Consider the following 17,861-nt stretch of genomic DNA (forward strand, 5'->3'; position numbering starts at 1 on the left):
GAGTACCTTGGCGCCTCGTATTTTGACTTTGGCGAACCAGAAGGGCGGCGTGGGCAAAACCACGACCGCGATCAATCTTGCGACGGCCCTCGCTGCCGTGGGCGAGCGGGTGTTGATTGTCGACCTCGATCCGCAGGGCAACGCCTCTACGGGTCTGGGAATCTCGCGCACCGACCGCGAAGTTTCCGCCTATGACCTGATGGTCGGCGAAGCCACCGTGGCGCAGGCTGCGATCATGACCAGCGTGCCGCATGTGGCGATCGTGCCCTCCACCATGGATCTGCTCGGCGTGGAGCTGACCATTGCGGGGCAGGGCGACCGCGCCTTCAAGTTGCGCAATGCTTTCAAGGGCCTGCACGAACTCACGATTACCGGAAAGCCGGTGAGCTACGTGCTGATCGACTGTCCGCCGTCGCTGAACCTGTTGACCGTAAATTCTCTGGTGGCGGCCGATGCGGTTCTGGTGCCGTTGCAATGCGAGTTTTTTGCGCTGGAAGGTTTGAGCCAACTGCTTCAAACGATCGAACAAATTCGATCCACCCTGAATCCGAAACTGTCGATCCAGGGCGTAGTGATGACCATGTTCGACAAGCGCAACAGTCTTAGCGAACAGGTGCTGCAGGATGTGCGCAGCGAAATGGGCGATCTGGTTTACGAGACGGTCATTCCGCGCAATGTGCGGCTAGCGGAGGCACCGTCTTATGGCAAGCCGGCGCTGCTCTATGACTTGAAAAGTGCCGGTAGCCAGGCCTATCTGCGGTTGGCGACCGAAGTGATCCGCCGCGAGCGGCAGTTGAACGCGGCATAAGGACAAGCGAGCATGAACGAAAAACCGACACGTTTGGGCCGCGGCCTCGCCGCTCTGATTGGCGATATGGCGGCGATGGAAGGTGGTCGCGTCACCGAGGGCCAGGGGGGCGTGAAACGCCTCCCGGTAGACTTCATCATCGCCAACCGTGCCAATCCGCGGCGGACGTTCAATGCGGACCAGCTGGAAGAGCTGACCAATTCGATTCGCGAGAAGGGCATCATGCAGCCGCTGTTGGTGCGGCCGAGCGAGGATCCCAATATTTTCGAGATTATTGCGGGCGAACGGCGCTGGCGGGCCGCGCAGCGCGCAGGCCTGCATGATGTGCCGGTCATCGTGCGGGACGTCGGCGATAAGGAAGCGCTCGAGCTTGCCATAATCGAGAACGTACAACGTGCCGATTTAAATCCGCTTGAAGAAGCAATGGGTTACGGGCAGTTGATCGAGCAGTTCGAATATACTCAGCAGGATTTGGCTCAGGTAATCGGCAAAAGCCGCTCGCATGTCGCCAACACGCTGCGGCTGCTGCGGCTGCCCGAGGACGTGCGCGAAATGGTGGCGAGCGGCACGCTTACGGCCGGACATGCGCGGACGCTGATTACGGCGGACGATCCGGCGGCGCTGGCACAGCAGATCGTGCGTGGCGGGCTTTCCGTACGTGACGCGGAGGCGTTGAGCCAGCAGCGGGACGTGCCGGCGCGAGCAAAGCCGAACAAGGACGATCGCGACGCCGACACTGTAGCGCTGGAACGTCGGCTGTCGGACGCTTTGGGCCTGTCGGTCTCGCTGGCGCATGGCGAGCGCGGGGGCAAGCTGGAGATTCGCTACAAGACGCTGGAACAGTTGGACGGTATTTGTCTCAGGCTGACCGGCACGAACTGACTGCGTTTCACGTGAAACGCGCCAAACTCGGCGACAGAGTGGTTTTCCGCTCGCGGCAATGACGCCGTGAACGGTATTGCTCTAGTGCGTCGCCGCGGTAATGCAGAGTGACAGTAGAACCCGGCGCATGGTGGCTTCAGCCAAAGCGGGCCGGCGGCGACTGTCGGCGGTGGCTTGAAGCAGGCGCTCGGAGGCCGTGGCCAGCGCGGCATCGGACCACAGCCGGACTTGCTGTTCCAGAGTGCCGGTGCGCGAGAAATGGGGCTTGGGGCGGGCATTATTGACCGCGTCGCGGGCGCTTTTGCCCGCATCGACCTCGGCCCGCCAGCGCCGGAGCGCAGCAAAGTGCAGATCGGCGGAGCGCAGCAGGCGCTGTGGGTCCACGGCCGAGGCCAGGGCGCGGTTGAGCGCCAACTCCAGCTTTTCGGCGTGGCCCGAGCCCGTGGAATCAAGGATCGTATCGATCACCAGCGCGCCATTGTCGGCACAGAGCAGCAAAACATCATCGGCGGTCAGGGTTTTCGTGGTGGCGGCGTAGAGGCAAAGCTTTTCCAGTTCGCGCCGCGTGATTTCGCGGTCATTGCCGAGGATTTCGCGCAGGACAGGCACCACATCACTGTCGATGCGGATGGCTTCCTTGGCAAAAGTGTCGCGAATCAGGGCGATCAGGGTCTCGTCGCTGTCGGGGTAGCAGGGCAGGGCACGGCCAAAGCTGGCGGCCTCCACCAAGGCGCGCAGGGCGTCCTTAGGCAGGAGATTGCCCGCCTCCAGGACGATGACGGCGCCGGCCGGGTCGTCGCGCAGCTCGGTCAGGGTCATGACCAAGGATTTAGTAGCGCCCCGGACGCGGATGATGCGCTTGCCGCCGAATAGCGAGACGGATTTGGCCTCCATCGCTAGAATCGAGGGATCGGCATCGACTTCGCTGCCGTCCAGAACCACGAGGCTGGCCGATTGCGGGTCGTCGCCGGAGAAGTAGCGTACCAGTTTTTGCGCCGTCTCACGCACAAGGCCGGCGTCGGGGCCGTAGGCGAGGAAGATGCCTTCGCTCAGATCGGGGCGCGCCAGATAGCGCGCCACCTCATGGGCCTTGAGCGCCGTCATCAGCGCGTCAGCGTTGCCAGGATGGCCAGGCGCAGCGATTCGGCGGCGGATTTCGCAGCGCGTTCGGAGGCTTCCGTATAGGCAGACTGGTCGTTGAGGATTTGCGCGCCGGTCTGGTAGTTGGCCGTCGCTCGTCGCGTCAGCACCAGCGGCTTGGCCTTGGGATCGTGGTTTTGCTCGATGGTCAGTGTTGCCGTCACAGTGACCTCATAGGTCTTGTTGGGGTTGGCGGTGACGGTGTCGACAAGGGTTGTGCTGCTGGCGCTGGTTTGAACCGTTGCCAAAGGCGCCGTCGGCGATTTGCCGAAGCGTAGCGCCAATTCCTGGTAGATGACCTGATCGAGGCGGCTGGTCGGTGGCGGAAACGACAGTTCGAGATTGGCGTTTTCCGCGAGGCGCCCGCTATAGACCGGCGTCAGCGTACAGGCAGCAAGCAATGGTGTGCCGACCAGTACGATAGCCGAAAAGCTCAGGATTTGCAGGCGTTTAGACCACAACATTGACGATCCTGTCCGGTACGACGACGATCTTCTTGGGCGCGTTGCCGTCCAGCATGCGGACAATCTCGTCCAGAGACAAGACCAGGCGCTCGACTTCGGCACTGGGGGTGCCCTTGGCAACGACGATTTCCGCGCGGCGCTTGCCGTTGATCTGAACCGGCATGATCACCTGATCGTCGACCAGCAAGGCCGGATCGACTTCGGGCCATGGGGCGTCGGCGACGAGGCCGGATTTACCCAGGGCTTCCCAGCAGGTTTCAGCCAGATGCGGCATCATGGGAGCCAACAACTGGATCAGGCGCGCGACGCCATCTTCAAGCGCCGACAGGCGGGAAGAGGGGGCGACGGCGGCGATGCCCGAGGAGCGCACCAGCGCATTGGTCAGCTCATAGATCTGAGCTACGGCGCGGTTGAAGCGCAGGCCTTCGATGTCTTGGCTGACATTGTGGACGGCGCGGTGAGCGATCTTGCGCAGGGCCTTCGCTTCATCGTCGTCCAATTCACGAACAGAGTGGGCGGACTGTTTGGTAATTTCGATGGTTTCGGTGACCAGGCGCCAAATGCGCTGCTGGAAGCGGCTGGCGCCTTCGACGCCGGCCTCGGTCCATTGCACATCGCGCTCGGGGGGAGAATCCGACAGCATGAACCAGCGGGCGGTATCGGCGCCATAGCTGCCGACGATCTCGTCAGGATCGACCACGTTCTTCTTGGATTTGCTCATCTTTTCGATCGAACCGATGGTGATGGGCTCGCCGGAATGCAGGTGCAGGGCCTTGCGGTCCTCGCCGAGCGTTTCGATGATCACTTCGGCCGGCGCGACCCAATCGCCGGCAGGCGATTTGTAGGTCTCGTGGGTCACCATGCCTTGGGTGAACAGCCCCTTGAACGGCTCGTCAATGCCCACATGGCCGGTGGCCTTCATGGCGCGGGTGAAGAACCGCGAATAGAGCAGGTGCAGGATCGCGTGTTCGACGCCGCCGATATATTGATCGACCGGCAGCCAAGCATTGGCCACGCCCGGAATGGTCGGCGTCGCGGCGTCCGGCGCGGTGAAGCGGGCAAAATACCAGGAGCTATCGACAAAGGTGTCCATAGTGTCGGTTTCGCGCCGGGCAGCGCCGCCGCATTGCGGGCAATGCACGTGCTTCCAGGTGGGATGGCGATCGAGCGGATTGCCGGGCTGGTCGAAGGTGACATCCTCGGGCAGCACCACGGGCAGGTCTTTCTTGGGCACCGGAATGGTGCCGCAGACCTCGCAATGGATGATCGGGATCGGCGCCCCCCAATAGCGCTGGCGCGAAATGCCCCAGTCGCGAAGGCGATAGTTGACCTCGACCTTGCCCTGCGGCTTGCCGTCCACGGTCAGCGCAGCGAAGTGCGCGGCCGCCGCCTTCTTGGCGTCGTCGATGGACAGGCCGTCGAGGAATTCGGAATTGAAGATGTTACCAGCGTCAACATAGGCTTCGTGGCCCACGACGAAGCTGGCGGGATCGGCATCGGGTGGCAGGACCACCGGGATGACGGGCAGGTCGTACTTGCGGGCAAAGTCCAGATCGCGCTGGTCATGCGCCGGGCAGCCGAAAATGGCGCCGCTGCCGTATTCCATCAGCACGAAATTGGCGACATAGACCGGCAGGGTGGCGTCAGGCTTGACCGGATGTTTCACGTGAATCCGGGTAAAATAGCCCTTCTTCTCGGCCTTCTCGATCGCCTCAGTGGCGGTGCCCTGACGGCGGCATTCGGCGACGAACTCGGCCAGAGCGGGATCATTGGCGGCCAATTGGGCAGTCAACGGATGGTCCGGCGACAGCGCAATGAAGGACGCGCCGAAAATGGTATCGGGGCGCGTGGTGAAGACCTCGATGCTGCTGGCATCGGCCTTTTCGTTCGGGACAACCTCGAACTGCAGGCGCAATCCCTCGGACTTGCCGATCCAGTTGCGCTGCATGACGCGCACTTTTTCAGGCCATTCGGTCAGGGTGTCGAGGCCTGCGAGAAGGTCTTCGGCAAAATCGGAAATCTTGAAGAACCACTGCGTCAGCTCGCGCTGCTCGACCAGCGCACCGGAGCGCCAGCCGCGGCCGTCGATGACCTGCTCATTGGCCAGCACGGTCATGTCCACGGGGTCCCAGTTGACCTTGGATTTTTTGCGCGTGACCAGGCCCGCTTCGAGGAAATCGATGAACAGGGCCTGCTGGTGCTGGTAATATTGGGGCTCGCAGGTGGCGATTTCGCGGGTCCAGTCGATCGACAGGCCCATGGATCTGAGCTGGTCCCTCATCGCTGAGATATTCTGACGGGTCCAGGCGCCCGGATGCACCTTGCGCTCCATGGCGGCGTTTTCGGCGGGCATGCCAAAAGCGTCCCAGCCCATGGGGTGCAGCACATTCTTGCCGCGGGCTCGGTGATAGCGCGCCACCACGTCGCCCATGGAATAGTTGCGCACATGGCCCATATGGATGCGGCCGGACGGGTAGGGGAACATCTCGAGGACGTAGTATTTCTCGCGGGCATCATCGTCGCGCACGACGAAGCTCTTGGCCTCGTCCCACACTTTTTGCCAACGGGGTTCCATTTCGCGCGGATTGTAGCGTTCGCCGCTCACTTTTTTAGTCCTTGAAAGGTCGACAGCAGCGCTAAGGAAAAGTCGGCGCGGCTTGCGTTTGTTGGGGATTTTGGTTACCGGACCATCATCAGAATTCCCCCCCAAGGTCAACATAAACAGGGCGAAAGCGTGGAGCAGACAGCAAGCGATGCCCAGGATCGGCTCACGGAAATCCGCGCAAGGATCAGCCACGCGCAGCAACGGTTTGGCCCACCGGCGAGAAGCGTGGCGCTGGTCGCAGTCTCCAAGACCTTCGCGGCCGACGAGATCGCGCCGTTTCTGGAGGCTGGCCAGCGGATTTTTGGTGAAAACCGGGTGCAGGAGGCCGCGGACAAATGGCCAGGGCTGCGTGAGCGCTATGGCGACGTCGAACTGCACCTGATCGGGCCATTGCAGACTAACAAGGCGCGTGAAGCGGTGGCGCTGTTCGACTGTATCCAGACGCTGGACCGCGACAAACTGGCCGTGGTGCTGAAGGCCGAGATGGAGCGCGCCGGCAAGACGATGCCCTGCTTCGTTCAGGTCAATATCGGCGGCGAAACGCAAAAGAGCGGCATCGCACCCGCCGAAGTCGTTGAGTTCGTGGCGCGTTGCCGGACGGTGCATGGGCTCGATGTGGTTGGGCTGATGTGCATTCCGCCCGATGGAGTGCCGGCCGGACCCTATTTCGCGCATCTGGCGGTGCTGGGCGCAGCTGCCGGGGTGCAAAAGCTGTCGATGGGGATGAGCGGGGATTTCGAGACCGCCATCGCCATGGGCGCCACCCATGTGAGGGTTGGCTCGGCATTGTTCGGACATCGTCCAAAAACTTAGGGTGAGCCTGCAACTCTTGTTGCTCCGTGCCGTTGCTGAAATGTAACGCCGATGTGATTAGCAGGTCCAAAACAGGTCGCAATAGTGTGACCGATGGCGAGGTTGATCGAAATTGTCCGGAGAAAACAATGAATAAGCGACGCATTCTGCTGGTAGATGACGATGCGGATTTGCGCCAGACTATTGTGGACCAACTGGCGCAGCACCGGGAATTCGACATCCTTGAAGCCGGTAGCGCTAATGATGCGCTCAAAGTCACGCGCGAAAACAATATTGACCTGATGATCCTCGACGTCGGACTGCCCGACATGGACGGGCGCGAGGCGGTCAAGGTGCTGCGAACCGAGGGGTTCAAAAGCCCCATCCTCATGCTGACCGGCCACGACAGCGATGCCGATCAGATCCTGGGCCTGGAATCGGGCGCCAACGACTATCTGACCAAGCCGTTCCGTTTCCCCGTGCTGTTGGCGCGCATCAACGCGGCGCTGCGCCAGCACGACCAGAGCGAGGACGTGGTGTTCACCATCGGCCAATACAGTTTCCAGCCGGCGGCCAAGATGCTGGAAGCCAATGACGGCGGCAAGGTCCGCCTCACCGACAAGGAAACCTCGATTCTGAAGTTTCTTTACCGGCAGGGTCCCAAGACCATCACGCGCGACGTGCTGCTCAAGGAAGTCTGGGGCTATAACAACCGCGTCACCACCCACACGCTGGAGACGCACATCTATCGCTTGCGCCAGAAGATCGAGCGCGATCCCTCCAATGCGCGCCTGCTGGTGACCGAAGAGGGTGGATATCGCCTCGTTCCTTAGGCTTTGGGTAAAATTTCCGTTCAGAGCCGGGAAAGAAATGCCCTATAGGATGAACAGCGTCGGCTGATTTCCATGTCAGCGGGCGATTGTGCTCATCCGGGCTAGGGGCGTATGCGATTTGACAATGCGGCCGGCGTTCTTGCGCAGGCCGAATTCTTCGATATTTGCGACGACGAGCAGCGACGTCTGCTGGCCTTTGCCAGCGAACGGCGCAGCTTTGCCCCGGACGAAGTCATCTACAAGGCCGGCGACGTGCCGGGCGGCGCCCATGTGCTGGCCTCAGGCACGCTCAAGGTCAAGCCGGAGGGGCAGGGTGCGCTGGGCAAGCCCTACGCCATCAGCGAGCCCGGCAGCGTGGTTTCGGCCATGGCGCTGATCCTGCCCAAGCCTCGCCCTGTGACCATCACTGCTGTGATCGACTGCGAAACCCTGTTCGTGCCGCGGCAGGCGTTTTTGAAACTGCTGGAACAGTCGCCAGGCCTAGCGCAGCGCGCCGTGGAGCGTATCCAGAGCGATCTGGGCGCATATCTGGGGGCGCTGGAGCCGATGGGCGTCAAGATGCGGGACGGGAAGTAGGGGGCTGCTGCGGGCGCTCTAGTTGTGGTGCCCGTAGTCATACCCCAGAAGCCACCTTCCCGCGGGCCTGCCTCCCGGCCCTCCTCCGCAAACACGAGCTTAGGAGCGTTCGGCCAGTGGCCCACGGGTCAAGCCCGTGGGAAGATCGAGGGTGGCGAATTCGCTATTGCAAGCCCAGAGGCGGCACCTACAGCCCCGCAAATCGTGCAATGACCGGCACGTGGTCGCTCGGCTGTGGAGCATAGCCGCGGAAGGCCTTGATGATCTCGGCGCCGATGGAGTGTTCGGCAACATCGCCCGTTGACCAGATGTGATCCAGCCGCCGGCCCTTGTTGGCGTTTTCCCAATCGGCGCTGCGATAGCTCCACCAGGAATAGAGCTTCTGGTCATACGGCACGTGCTTGCGCACGAGGTCGACCCAGGTGTGGCCGCCATTGAGGATGGCGTTGAGGGCCTCGGTCTCGACCGCGGTGTGGCTGACGATCTTGAGGAGCTGCTTGTGGCTCCAGACGTCGTTTTCATGCGGCGCGATGTTGAAATCACCGGCGATCAGGTGGCCGCGCTGGAAGATGGGCTCGCTGAACCAGGAGGTGAGTTCGTTGAGAAAGCCCAGCTTGTGCTTGAACTTGGGGTTGATCTCGGGATCGGGCTCATCGCCGCCGGCCGGGATGTAGAAATTGTGCAGCGTCAGCGGTCCGTGGCCCAGATCGGTCAATGCCGAGACGTGGCGCGATTCGGGGATTTCGCAGAATACGCGGCTCGATACATCGGTCAGGGGAAACTTCGAGACGATGGCGACGCCGTGATAGCCCTTCTGTCCATGCACTGCTTGGTGCGGATAGCCGGCATCGCGGAAGGCATTGGCCGGAAACTGGTCATTGGTGCATTTGATTTCCTGCAGCATCAGCACGTCGGGCTGATACTGGCTGAGGAATTCCAGCACCATGGGCAGGCGCAGGCGAACCGAATTGATGTTCCAGGTAACGACGGCAACGGACATGTTTTTGGGCCTTGAGGCTGGCGGGGCTTCTTTATGGCCGCAGCCCGACGGGGGGTAAAGCCGGAAATGGCGGGCTGCTGCCAAGGGATGTCATGAGCCGCAATATTGCATTGCACACTCGATGTTACCCACCCACCGTTCTTCCCGCGGGCTTGACCCGCGGGCCACTCGCAGCTTGCGCAGCCGTTCGTGTTCGCGGTGAGGGGCCGCGGGTCAAGCCCGCGGGAAGGCGACGGTGGATGGGGCACAACCGAGAAACAAAAAGCCCGGCACAATGGCCGGGCTTTCAAACTCAAATCTGATCCAGGCTTACTCGGCCTTGGGCTCGGCAGCGGCGGCTTCTGCAGCAGCAGCCTGTTCGGCGGCGGCAGCAGCGGCTGCGGCTTCCGCGTCCTTGGCAGCAGCTTCAGCGGCGAACGCCTCGGCAGCGGCAATCTTTTCCTGTTCGCGGGCGTTCTTGGCTTCCAGAGCTGCAGTGCGCTCGACGGCCTCGATCTTCTTGGTACGCGAATTGGTCGATTCGAAAATACGGGCGGATTTACCGCGACGATCGCGCAGGTAGTACAGCTTGGCGCGACGCACCTTGCCGCGCTTGAGAACTTCAACCGAAGCGACGTTCGGCGAATAGAGCGGGAACACGCGCTCGACGCCTTCGCCGTACGAAATCTTGCGCACGGTGAAGCTCTCGGTGATGCCACCGCCGGTGCGGGCAATCACGATGCCCTCATAGGCCTGCAGGCGTTCTTTTTCGCCTTCGCGGATCTTGACCCACACCTTGACGGTATCGCCATGGGTGAATTCTGGAAGGGTGCGCTTGGCGGCCAGCGCTTCGACTTGTTCGGCGTTGATCTGCTGAATGATATTCATGTGATCCGTCCTGATCTTTTCAATGGAGCATTGTTCGGGAAACTGATCCCGACTGCCCGGTCTTGGTTACAACGGAGGTTTTTTCGTCTTTTTGTTTTGTGCCCGACGGGTCCGAATAGCCCATACGCGCGATAGTAGCGGCGCTATAAGGGAAAAAAGGGCCAGAGTCTATGGGTTTTGGCCGCGATGGTCGCAAAACTGTCGTGCGGGACGGGCCTTACTTCCAGTCCAGCAGGTCCGGCCGGCGCGCCTGCGTCAGCGCCAGGCTCTGCGCCTGCCGCCATCTGGCGATTTTGCCGTGGTCGCCCGAGGTCAGAACCGCCGGAATTTCGACGCCCTCGAAGGCCTGCGGCCGCGTGTAATGCGGGTATTCCAGCATTCCGTTCTCGAAGCTTTCGTCGGCATGGCTTTCGGCGGCGCCGAGCACGCCGGGGATCAGGCGCACAATGGCTTCCAGCAGCACCATGGCGCCGACTTCGCCCCCGGCGAGCACATAGTCGCCGATCGAGATTTCCTCGAGCTGGCGGGCGTCGATGACGCGTTGGTCGATACCCTCGAAGCGGCCGCAGACGATGACGGCGCCGGGACCGGCAGCCAGTTCGCGCACCCGCGCCTGGGTCAGCGGCTTGCCGCGCGGCGACATCAGGATGCGCGGGCGGGGGTCGCCTTGCGGCGCCACCGCATCGATGGCAGCCGCCAGGATATCGGGTTTGAGCACCATGCCGGCGCCACCGCCCGAGGGCGTGTCATCGACGGTGCGGTGACGGTCGGTGGCGAAATCGCGCAGGTGCGTCGTCGAGAGCGACCATAGCCCGTCGGCCATGCCACGGCCAATTACCGAAGCGCCCAGCGGACCGGGAAACAGGTCGGGAAACAGCGTGATGATCGAGGCCGAAAAGCTCAATTTGGCTCTTCTTCCTCGCCCCACTCGGTCTCGGTGGGGGCGACGATGGTCAAAAAGCCCTGTTCGATATGAATGGCGGGAACGACGGCCTTGGTGAAGGGATAAAGATAGGTATCGCCGGACTGGGTATTGCGGATTTCGATCAGGTCGCCGGCGTTGAAATTGGGGATGGCGGTGACCGTGCCGATCACCGTGCCGTCTTCGAGGCGCGCTTCGAGCCCCAGCAGGTCGGCGTGGTAGAAGTCGTCTTCATCCTCGGTATCGGGCAGGCGCGAGCGATCGACGAACAGGCTGACACCATTGAGCAATTCGGCCGCGTTGCGATCAGCCACGCCCTTGAGTCGGGCGACGACCACGGTCTTTTGGACGCGCAGATTGGTGATGGTGATGGTCAGCCCCGCGCGGTCAGTTTCCAGCGCGCCATAAGACGCGATGGCTTCGGGGTCCTGGGTATAGGGCGTGATGCGCACTTCGCCCTTGATGCCATGGGCACCCCCGATAATGCCCATCAGCAGGCGATTGGAATTGGTCATGCGATCACCATTGGCTTGCCCCACCACTGACGGCCAGAGGAGGTCTGGAGGCGGTTGCCGTCAAGACGAAAAGGGCCCCGATACGGCGTATCGAGGCCCAAAATCAAAGACCCAGAGGGTCTTACTCAGCCGGAGCTTCTTCGGCCGGGACTTCCTTGGGGGCATTCTTGGCGGCTTCAGCAGCAGCGGCAGCGGCGACGCGGGCTTCAGCGCGTTCGGTTGCCTTGGCGCCGGGGACGGCCTTTTCCGGGTTGTTGCGGGCTTCGCGCTTCAAGAGGCCCGCGGTGTCGAGGAAACGCAGCACGCGGTCGGTCGGCTGGGCACCGACTTCGAGCCAATGCTTGGCGCGATCGGTGTTCAGCACGATACGGACTTCATTGTCCTTGGCGAGCAGCGGATTGAAGGTGCCCAGCTTTTCGATGAAGCGGCCATCGCGCGGCGAACGGGCGTCAGCAACGACGATGTGGTAGAACGGGCGCTTCTTGGTGCCGCCACGGGCCAGACGAATCTTGAGAGACATATTTTTGGTCCTTTAGATGGAGTTTTGGGGTTACTTTTTCTTGCCCAGGCCGGGAAGGCCGGGGAAACGGGGAGCGCCACCAAGGCCGGGCAGGCCGCGGGCGGATTTGAACAGGGCGCCGACATCGGTCGGCAATTTATCGGCCAGCTGCGGCTGAGCTGGTGCGCCCATACCCTGCTGAAGTTGCTTGGGATCGATGCCGGCCTGACGGGCCATGGCTTCGAGCTGCTTGGGGTCCATCTTGGAGAGATCGGGCATGCCGCCCATCATCCCACCCATCTTGCCGCCGAACATGCCGGCCAGCGAGCCCATGCCGCCCTTACTGACCTTCTTCATCATGTCCGCCATCTGGCGGTGCTGCTTGATAAGCTTGTTGATTTCACTGACTTCGACGCCGGCACCCGAGGCAATGCGCTTGCGGCGGCTGGCATTGAGCAGGTCGGGCTCGGCGCGTTCCTTCTTGGTCATCGAGCCGATGATGGCGATCTGGCGATCGAACACCTTCTCATCGATGTTGGAATTGGCCATGGCCTTCTTCATCTGGCCGACGCCGGGCATCATGGACATCAGGCCATTCATGCCGCCCATCTTCTTCATCTGCTGCAGTTGCCCGCGCAGATCGTCGAGGTCGAAGGAGCCCTTCTTGAGCTTCTTGGCCATCTTCTGGGCGTCTTCGGCCGAGACATGCTCGGCAGCGCGCTCCACGAGGGAAACGATATCGCCCATGCCCAGGATGCGGTCGGCGATGCGGGAGGGATGGAAATCCTCGAGCGCATCCATCTTTTCGCCGGTACCGATCAGCTTGATCGGCTTGCCGGTCGCGGCACGCATCGAGAGCGCGGCGCCGCCACGGCCATCGCCGTCGACGCGGGTCATGACGATGCCGGTAATGTCCACCCGCTGGTCGAACGAGCGGGCGAGGTTGACGGCATCCTGGCCGGTCAGAGCGTCAACCACCAGCAGCACTTCATGCGGGTTGGAGACAGCCTTGATCTCGGCCGTTTCGGCCATCAGCTCTTCGTCGATATGGGTGCGGCCGGCGGTATCCAGGATCAGGATATCAAAGCCGCCCAGCTTGCCTTCGCGCGCGGCGCGGCGGGCAATCTGCACCGGGTTTTCACCGGCGACGATGGGCAGGGTGGCGACGCCAACCTGCTCGCCCAGCACGCGCAACTGCTCCATGGCGGCTGGGCGTCGGGTGTCGAGGGAGGCCAGCAGGACCTTCTTGTTTTGGCGGTCCTTGAAGCGCTTGGCGATCTTGGCAGTGGTGGTGGTCTTGCCAGAGCCCTGCAGGCCCACCATCAGGATGGTGACGGGCGCCACGGCATTGAGGCTGATCGGCACGGCGGCTTCGCCCAGCACGGCGACCAGTTCGTCATGGACGATCTTGACGACCTGCTGGCCCGGGGTGACCGAGCGGGTGACCTCGACGCCGATGGCGCGGTCGCGCACCTGTTCGACGAAGGCGCGCACGACTTCGAGCGAAACGTCGGCCTCAATCAGCGCGCGGCGGATTTCGCGCAGCGCCGCATCGACGTCGGCTTCACTCAGCGCGCCGCGGCCGCGCAGACCATCAAAGATTTTGCCAAGCCGGTCGCTTAAGCTATCGAACATTGCTTTTCCATTTCACTCGCAGAGTGGATCCTCCCGAGAGATAGGGTCAAAAAGCCCAAACGCAAAACCCACCCGCGGGCGCAACGCGCTGGCGGATGTTGGCCTCCGGGATCGATTTATACCCTAAGGGTCCCGGTCGGCTGGTCAGGGCTGGGCCTGATGAATGGGCGCTGCATAAGCCGGTTGGCTGCCGGAGTCAAGAAAAGGCGGGACGCCGCTCGTCCGCAGATCCGCGACAATGCTGGTATCGGGCTAAACTCGTCTTAACCGAGCCCGTGTATTGCAGATGGTCAAACCAGCCAGCCGGGGGCAAGTGGTGGCGGGAGCGGGGGACACATGAGCTTGAGCGAGCGGTTGGGCACCATGGCAGGGGACGTGCGCCTTGATGTCGCCAAGACGCCGGTTTTGGTGCCGGCGCTGGCCGAAGTGAAGGTCCTCGATAGTTTCGAGGCCGCCCGCGCCGCCTGGCTCGATCTGGAAACCCGGGCGGTCCTCACCCCTTATCAGCGGTTCGACTGGATGGCGGCGATGTATGCCAATGGGCTCGATCACGGGCGCCTGGCCATTGCTGTCCTCGGGCCCGCCGATCGCCCGATCGCCATCCTGCCGCTGGTCATCGCCTGGCGCCGCGGCGTGCGGCAGGCGCGACTGATCGGCTCGGATTATAGCAATAGCGACTGGCTGATCTTCGATCCCGATGCCGCCTGCCGGCTGACATTACCAGTGCTGCACAATCTGCTGCGCGAAGTCGCCCGCCAGGCTGGCGGCGTCGATATCGTGCGTTTCAGCCAATTGCCGGCCCGCTGGCATGGCCAGGACAATCCCCTGCTGGCCTTCCGCCATCAGCCGGCGGCAAACAACCTCTATGTCGCCGAGATCGGCGCGGTGCCGCGTCCCTTCATCGATCATGGCATCACGAGCAAGCTGCGCGCCAATCTGCGCCGCGGCCGGGCGCGGCTGGAAGAGCAGTTCGGCCCGGTCAGCGTGCGGCGCATCGTGGATGCGGCGGCGCTGGGGCCGGTCCACGATGCATTCCTCGCGCAACGCGGCGAGCGGTTCGCCCAGATGGGCATCGAGAACGTCTTCGCCACGCCGGGCATGGTGGGGTTCTTCCGCTCGCTCTGTGCAAGGAGTCTCGGCGAGGCCCGCCCCGCCTTCATGGCCCATGCGCTTTATGCCGGCGACACGATCCTGGCGACCTCATTCGGCACCGCCGCGGGCAATCACTATAGCCAGTACATCAACTCGACCAGCGCCGGCCCGGCCAGCAAATATAGCCTCATGGGCATCCTGATGGTGGACATGCTCGACGACCTGATCGCCTCGGGCATTACCGGCTTCGATATGGGCACCGGTGATTTTGCCTACAAAGCCGACTGGAGCCAGCCAGAGCTGGTGTTCGACAGCGCGGTGGCGGTGAGCCCGCTGGGGCAGGTGGCCTTGCCGGTGCTCGACAACCTGGTCCGCACCAAGCGTGCGATCAAGCAAAACCCGCGCATCTGGGCGCTAGCGCGCAAAGCGCAGAAGCTGCGGTATGATTTTGTGAGCAAGCTACGGCGGTAGCGTCCTTCCCACCTCTCCCTTTGGAGGAGAGGTCGACCCTCTTGGGTCGGGTGAGGGGGCCTTTGCTGGGTGAGGCGTGTGGGGAAGGCCCCCTTACCCGTCGCTGCGCGCCGACCTCTCCCCCAAAGGGAGAGGTGAAGAGCGTGGTCCACCCCAAAACAAAAACGAGCGGCCCCTAAGAGCCGCCCGCTAGCATTCAGTCCGTATGTAACCGGCCCTTACATGCCAACCTTGGCGGCAGCATCCTTGGCCTCCTGCGCCTTATAATAATAGTTCGCGTCCTTGCCCAACACCACCGAGCGAATCAAACGACGCAGCCCCTCGCTCTGGCGCAACGGGGCGGCAACGCCCTTGGCGACTTGCATGGCGGCAACCTTGATCCCGTCCCAGACCGGCTTGATCCCCGGCCCCTTTTGCGGAAAACCGCGATCGCGCAGCATGGAATTGGCGACATAAAGGTCGTTGCGGCGGCTGACGGCCTTAGTCTTCCAGGTGATGGCGACCGAGATCGAATAGGTGTCCTTGGTGCGCACCCAATGGGGCCACAGATAGGGCACGAACACGCCTTCGCCGGGCTTGAGGTCGTTGTGCATTTCCTTGGCGACGTATTTTTCGTCGAATTTCAGGTTGCGATGCTTGGTGATGCAATGCTCGATCTGGTCGTCGGTGGCGATCGATTTGTCCTGGTTGTCATAGACATTGAAAATCTTGTCGCCATGCACTTGGACAAAGAAATTGTCCTCGCTGTCGAGGTGGAACGGGGTGGTCGAGCCCGGCGAGGAGACGAACATGAAGCCCTGTACGTCCGAGAAACCGGCTTCATCCAGACTCTTGAAGCCCTGTGCGGTGGCGACCGACATCAGCGCCTCGTCGAGCAGCGCCTTGTAGGTGGGATGGATCTCGACGCGCTTGAGCACCATCCAGGCGCCGGCCGTCTCGATCTTTTGTATCACGTCTTCGGGGTCGAGATCGACCAGCGGGGTCGTCGTCGGGTCCTGGCTGACGGCGGCCTTGCCCGAGTTGTATTCGATGCGGTCGCGCGGCATCTCCTTGACCAGTTCGAGAATGGCAGGAAGCGTCAGGCGGGCATCGCCGACGAGGCCGTGATTGATGCGGAACGGCAGGAGCGGAAACTTGGCTTCGAAGGCGGAGGCATCGGCGTTCAGCAATGTGCTCACGATTTTTTCTCCCGAATGGACGCTATGAAACGGACGAGGCGTTTGGCCTCTTCGCGCGCGTGGCGGCGCGCTATGATGAGTTTGCCCAGAGCCGGACCGGCGGGATCATGCGGGCGCGTTGGGATCAGCAGATCGCCAACGGACAGGCGCTCGCGCCAGACGTGGTCGATCATCGGATGGCCGGCGGCGGCGGTGGAATCGACCAGCGCGATGGCGGGATTGGCGGCGAAGCGCTTGGTCAGCTCCAGCGTTAGCTGTACACCGGGCGAGACGCGGGCGAGGTCTTCGTCATAGGCGATCTTGAAGAAGAAGGCGCGGTCGCCCTGGCGCAGCACCAGCCCAGCAGCGATGGTGGCGCCGTTCAGGGTTAGCTCTGCGACTTCGAAGGCGCCGCGCGTGCCCAAATCCCGGGCGACGGCGGTGATGAAAGCGGTATCCGCCTGGCTCTGGCCGAGGCCGGTGCCCAGATTGCCCTTCCAGCCGCGCGCCTCGAGCGCGAGAAAGCGCTCAAGCGCCGGAGCGATGGTCAGGGGTGAGCGGGCCATGCTGAACACGACCTCCCCGTCATCGGCCAGCCGGTTGCGCAATCGGCGCATTTCCTTGAGCCGCTTGGCGCCCATGCTGGCGCGGAGGTAATCGTCGGTGTCGGTAATGGTGGCGTCGAAGGCGGCGCGCTGATGGGCATGGTCGGTCAGCGAGCTCAACCCGCGTTCGGCGAGGGCCGCCTGAAACGCCATGGCGACGGGGCCATCAAGCATCATATCGGGCAGGACGAGCAAATGGGCGCCGGTCGCCGCGGCCCCGTCGATCAGGGCGCCGGCCGCCTCGATGGCGTGTTCGGCTTCGAGCAGGGGTGTCGACAGCGGCGAATAGGGTTGCAGGGCCACCAGCGCCGGGATCGGCAGCTTATAGGCGTGCCATGCGCTGGTCACGGGCAGCAGGCCCAGCATGCGGCCGTGATCGGCAGTGTCAAAGGCCACCAGGGCATCGGCGCCCTTGCCACCAGCGGCCATCGTGGCGGCGGGCACCGCGTAGCCCGGATCGAAAAACACGTTGGGCTCGATGCTGGCGGCGCACAGCGCCTCCCAGGCGCCACGCGGTACGGCGGCGATGTCGAGCTTTTGCGCATGGGCCAGACTAGCCGGGCCGGCAGGCAGGGCGCGAGACGCGGGCATAGTGAGCATTGCGCTATCAGACATTGCCAGTCCACCGCGCAAAACTGTCAGTGTCGGCAACACAAAATTTACTAATGGAGACAATTGCGGCCCAGTCTTGATCCGGCGCGGACAAGACATCAGCCAGTTGTTCTCTGAACTGAGTGCGTAACGATTGCAAAGACTGCCCCTTGGGTCGGAAACGGCGCGCGGATTGGCCGAATTTGCCCGCCTTTTTCTTACCCGCATTTGCCCGGCCACGCTTGCTTCACCTCATCGCCTGGTTAAGCGCTGGTGAAGTGCCATTGGCGGCCCGAAAGCCTCAACAATGCGTCAAGCACAGGGCCCGCATTTTCCCCAAACACTGGCAATCGGACGGCCTTTGGGCCATATAGACGCTAACAAGCATTTCCCTTCCCATGAGGCCT

17 protein-coding genes are annotated in these 17,861 nt (G+C 62.6%); 6 read left to right on the forward strand and 11 right to left on the reverse strand.

Annotation, left to right across the window (positions count from 1 at the left end; genetic code table 11):
* Positions 1-7: 7 nt before the first annotated feature.
* Positions 8-808, forward strand: coding sequence for a ParA family protein (locus tag ABIB57_RS08115; RefSeq protein WP_354039842.1), 801 nt, complete (start codon positions 8-10; stop codon positions 806-808).
* Positions 809-820: 12 nt separating this feature from the next.
* Positions 821-1,690 carry a ParB/RepB/Spo0J family partition protein gene (locus tag ABIB57_RS08120; protein WP_354039844.1) on the forward strand — a complete coding sequence of 290 codons (870 nt, stop codon included), beginning with the start codon at positions 821-823 and terminating at the stop codon, positions 1,688-1,690.
* A gap of 81 nt (positions 1,691-1,771) precedes the next feature.
* Here the strand turns inward: ABIB57_RS08120 and holA are convergent, their stop codons facing one another.
* Genes holA through leuS form a run of 3 tightly spaced genes read right to left on the reverse strand, consistent with a single transcriptional unit; the run spans position 1,772 to position 5,899 of the window.
* Positions 1,772-2,794 carry a DNA polymerase III subunit delta gene (gene holA / locus ABIB57_RS08125; protein WP_354039846.1) on the reverse strand — a complete coding sequence of 341 codons (1,023 nt, stop codon included), beginning with the start codon at positions 2,792-2,794 and terminating at the stop codon, positions 1,772-1,774.
* Positions 2,794-3,294, reverse strand: a complete 501-nt coding sequence (locus tag ABIB57_RS08130) for an LPS assembly lipoprotein LptE (RefSeq protein WP_354039848.1) — start codon at positions 3,292-3,294, stop codon at positions 2,794-2,796. The genes holA and ABIB57_RS08130 overlap by 1 nt, the downstream gene beginning before the upstream one ends.
* Positions 3,281-5,899, reverse strand: a complete 2,619-nt coding sequence (leuS, locus tag ABIB57_RS08135) for a leucine--tRNA ligase (RefSeq protein ID WP_354039850.1) — start codon at positions 5,897-5,899, stop codon at positions 3,281-3,283. Before leuS ends, ABIB57_RS08130 begins: the two co-directional genes overlap by 14 nt.
* A gap of 129 nt (positions 5,900-6,028) precedes the next feature.
* Here leuS and ABIB57_RS08140 point away from each other — a divergent pair, with 129 nt between their 5' ends.
* From ABIB57_RS08140 to ABIB57_RS08150, 3 genes are all read left to right on the forward strand, one after another.
* Complete coding sequence (locus ABIB57_RS08140) at positions 6,029-6,712, forward strand: YggS family pyridoxal phosphate-dependent enzyme (protein ID WP_354039852.1); 684 nt, start codon at positions 6,029-6,031, stop codon at positions 6,710-6,712.
* Positions 6,713-6,840: 128 nt separating this feature from the next.
* Entirely contained in the window at positions 6,841-7,524 is a 684-nt protein-coding gene (locus tag ABIB57_RS08145; protein ID WP_354039854.1) for a response regulator transcription factor, read from the forward strand.
* 111 nt (positions 7,525-7,635) lie between these two features.
* Entirely contained in the window at positions 7,636-8,100 is a 465-nt protein-coding gene (locus tag ABIB57_RS08150) for a Crp/Fnr family transcriptional regulator (protein WP_354039856.1), read from the forward strand.
* Positions 8,101-8,287: 187 nt separating this feature from the next.
* On the opposite strand, the gene ABIB57_RS08155 is transcribed toward ABIB57_RS08150, so the two are convergent.
* From ABIB57_RS08155 to ffh, 6 genes are all read right to left on the reverse strand, one after another.
* On the reverse strand, positions 8,288-9,100 hold the full coding sequence (locus tag ABIB57_RS08155) for an exodeoxyribonuclease III (RefSeq protein WP_354039858.1): 813 nt from the start codon (positions 9,098-9,100) through the stop codon (positions 8,288-8,290).
* 309 nt (positions 9,101-9,409) lie between these two features.
* Entirely contained in the window at positions 9,410-9,967 is a 558-nt protein-coding gene (gene rplS / locus ABIB57_RS08160) for a 50S ribosomal protein L19 (protein ID WP_354039859.1), read from the reverse strand.
* Between the two features lie 217 nt (positions 9,968-10,184).
* On the reverse strand, positions 10,185-10,871 hold the full coding sequence (trmD, locus tag ABIB57_RS08165; protein ID WP_354039861.1) for a tRNA (guanosine(37)-N1)-methyltransferase TrmD: 687 nt from the start codon (positions 10,869-10,871) through the stop codon (positions 10,185-10,187).
* Positions 10,868-11,404: a ribosome maturation factor RimM gene (gene rimM, locus ABIB57_RS08170; protein ID WP_354039863.1), complete on the reverse strand. Its 537-nt coding sequence runs from the start codon at positions 11,402-11,404 to the stop codon at positions 10,868-10,870. Before rimM ends, trmD begins: the two co-directional genes overlap by 4 nt.
* A 121-nt stretch (positions 11,405-11,525) precedes the next feature.
* Positions 11,526-11,924: a 30S ribosomal protein S16 gene (gene rpsP / locus ABIB57_RS08175; RefSeq protein ID WP_354039865.1), complete on the reverse strand. Its 399-nt coding sequence runs from the start codon at positions 11,922-11,924 to the stop codon at positions 11,526-11,528.
* 30 nt (positions 11,925-11,954) lie between these two features.
* On the reverse strand, positions 11,955-13,538 hold the full coding sequence (gene ffh / locus ABIB57_RS08180; RefSeq protein ID WP_354039867.1) for a signal recognition particle protein: 1,584 nt from the start codon (positions 13,536-13,538) through the stop codon (positions 11,955-11,957).
* A 342-nt stretch (positions 13,539-13,880) separates the two neighbouring features.
* On the opposite strand from ffh, the gene ABIB57_RS08185 reads away from it, so the two are divergent.
* Positions 13,881-15,101, forward strand: coding sequence for a GNAT family N-acetyltransferase (locus tag ABIB57_RS08185; RefSeq protein ID WP_354039869.1), 1,221 nt, complete (start codon positions 13,881-13,883; stop codon positions 15,099-15,101).
* Between the two features lie 218 nt (positions 15,102-15,319).
* Here ABIB57_RS08185 and ABIB57_RS08190 read toward each other — a convergent pair whose 3' ends face one another.
* A complete protein-coding gene (locus tag ABIB57_RS08190) occupies positions 15,320-16,279 on the reverse strand; it encodes a cupin-like domain-containing protein (protein ID WP_354039871.1) in 960 nt (319 codons plus the stop codon).
* Positions 16,276-17,478 carry a GNAT family N-acetyltransferase gene (locus tag ABIB57_RS08195; protein ID WP_354039873.1) on the reverse strand — a complete coding sequence of 401 codons (1,203 nt, stop codon included), beginning with the start codon at positions 17,476-17,478 and terminating at the stop codon, positions 16,276-16,278. Before ABIB57_RS08195 ends, ABIB57_RS08190 begins: the two co-directional genes overlap by 4 nt.
* Between the last annotated feature and the right edge of the window lie 383 nt (positions 17,479-17,861).

This window comes from Devosia sp. UYZn731, assembly GCF_040546795.1.
Classification (GTDB): domain Bacteria; phylum Pseudomonadota; class Alphaproteobacteria; order Rhizobiales; family Devosiaceae; genus Devosia.

What these genes read in the sequence shown, in the direction of transcription:
- ABIB57_RS08120 (WP_354039844.1), top strand. Translation starts at nt 821, where the DNA reads ATGAACGAAAAACCGACACGTTTGGGCCGCGGCCTCGCCGCTCTGATT.
- holA (WP_354039846.1), bottom strand. Translation starts at nt 2,794, where the DNA reads ATGACGGCGCTCAAGGCCCATGAGGTGGCGCGCTATCTGGCGCGCCCC.
- ABIB57_RS08130 (WP_354039848.1), bottom strand. Translation starts at nt 3,294, where the DNA reads ATGTTGTGGTCTAAACGCCTGCAAATCCTGAGCTTTTCGGCTATCGTA.
- ABIB57_RS08145 (WP_354039854.1), top strand. Translation starts at nt 6,841, where the DNA reads ATGAATAAGCGACGCATTCTGCTGGTAGATGACGATGCGGATTTGCGC.
- ABIB57_RS08150 (WP_354039856.1), top strand. Translation starts at nt 7,636, where the DNA reads ATGCGATTTGACAATGCGGCCGGCGTTCTTGCGCAGGCCGAATTCTTC.
- ABIB57_RS08155 (WP_354039858.1), bottom strand. Translation starts at nt 9,100, where the DNA reads ATGTCCGTTGCCGTCGTTACCTGGAACATCAATTCGGTTCGCCTGCGC.
- rplS (WP_354039859.1), bottom strand. Translation starts at nt 9,967, where the DNA reads ATGAATATCATTCAGCAGATCAACGCCGAACAAGTCGAAGCGCTGGCC.
- rimM (WP_354039863.1), bottom strand. Translation starts at nt 11,404, where the DNA reads ATGACCAATTCCAATCGCCTGCTGATGGGCATTATCGGGGGTGCCCAT.
- rpsP (WP_354039865.1), bottom strand. Translation starts at nt 11,924, where the DNA reads ATGTCTCTCAAGATTCGTCTGGCCCGTGGCGGCACCAAGAAGCGCCCG.
- ffh (WP_354039867.1), bottom strand. Translation starts at nt 13,538, where the DNA reads ATGTTCGATAGCTTAAGCGACCGGCTTGGCAAAATCTTTGATGGTCTG.
- ABIB57_RS08195 (WP_354039873.1), bottom strand. Translation starts at nt 17,478, where the DNA reads ATGTCTGATAGCGCAATGCTCACTATGCCCGCGTCTCGCGCCCTGCCT.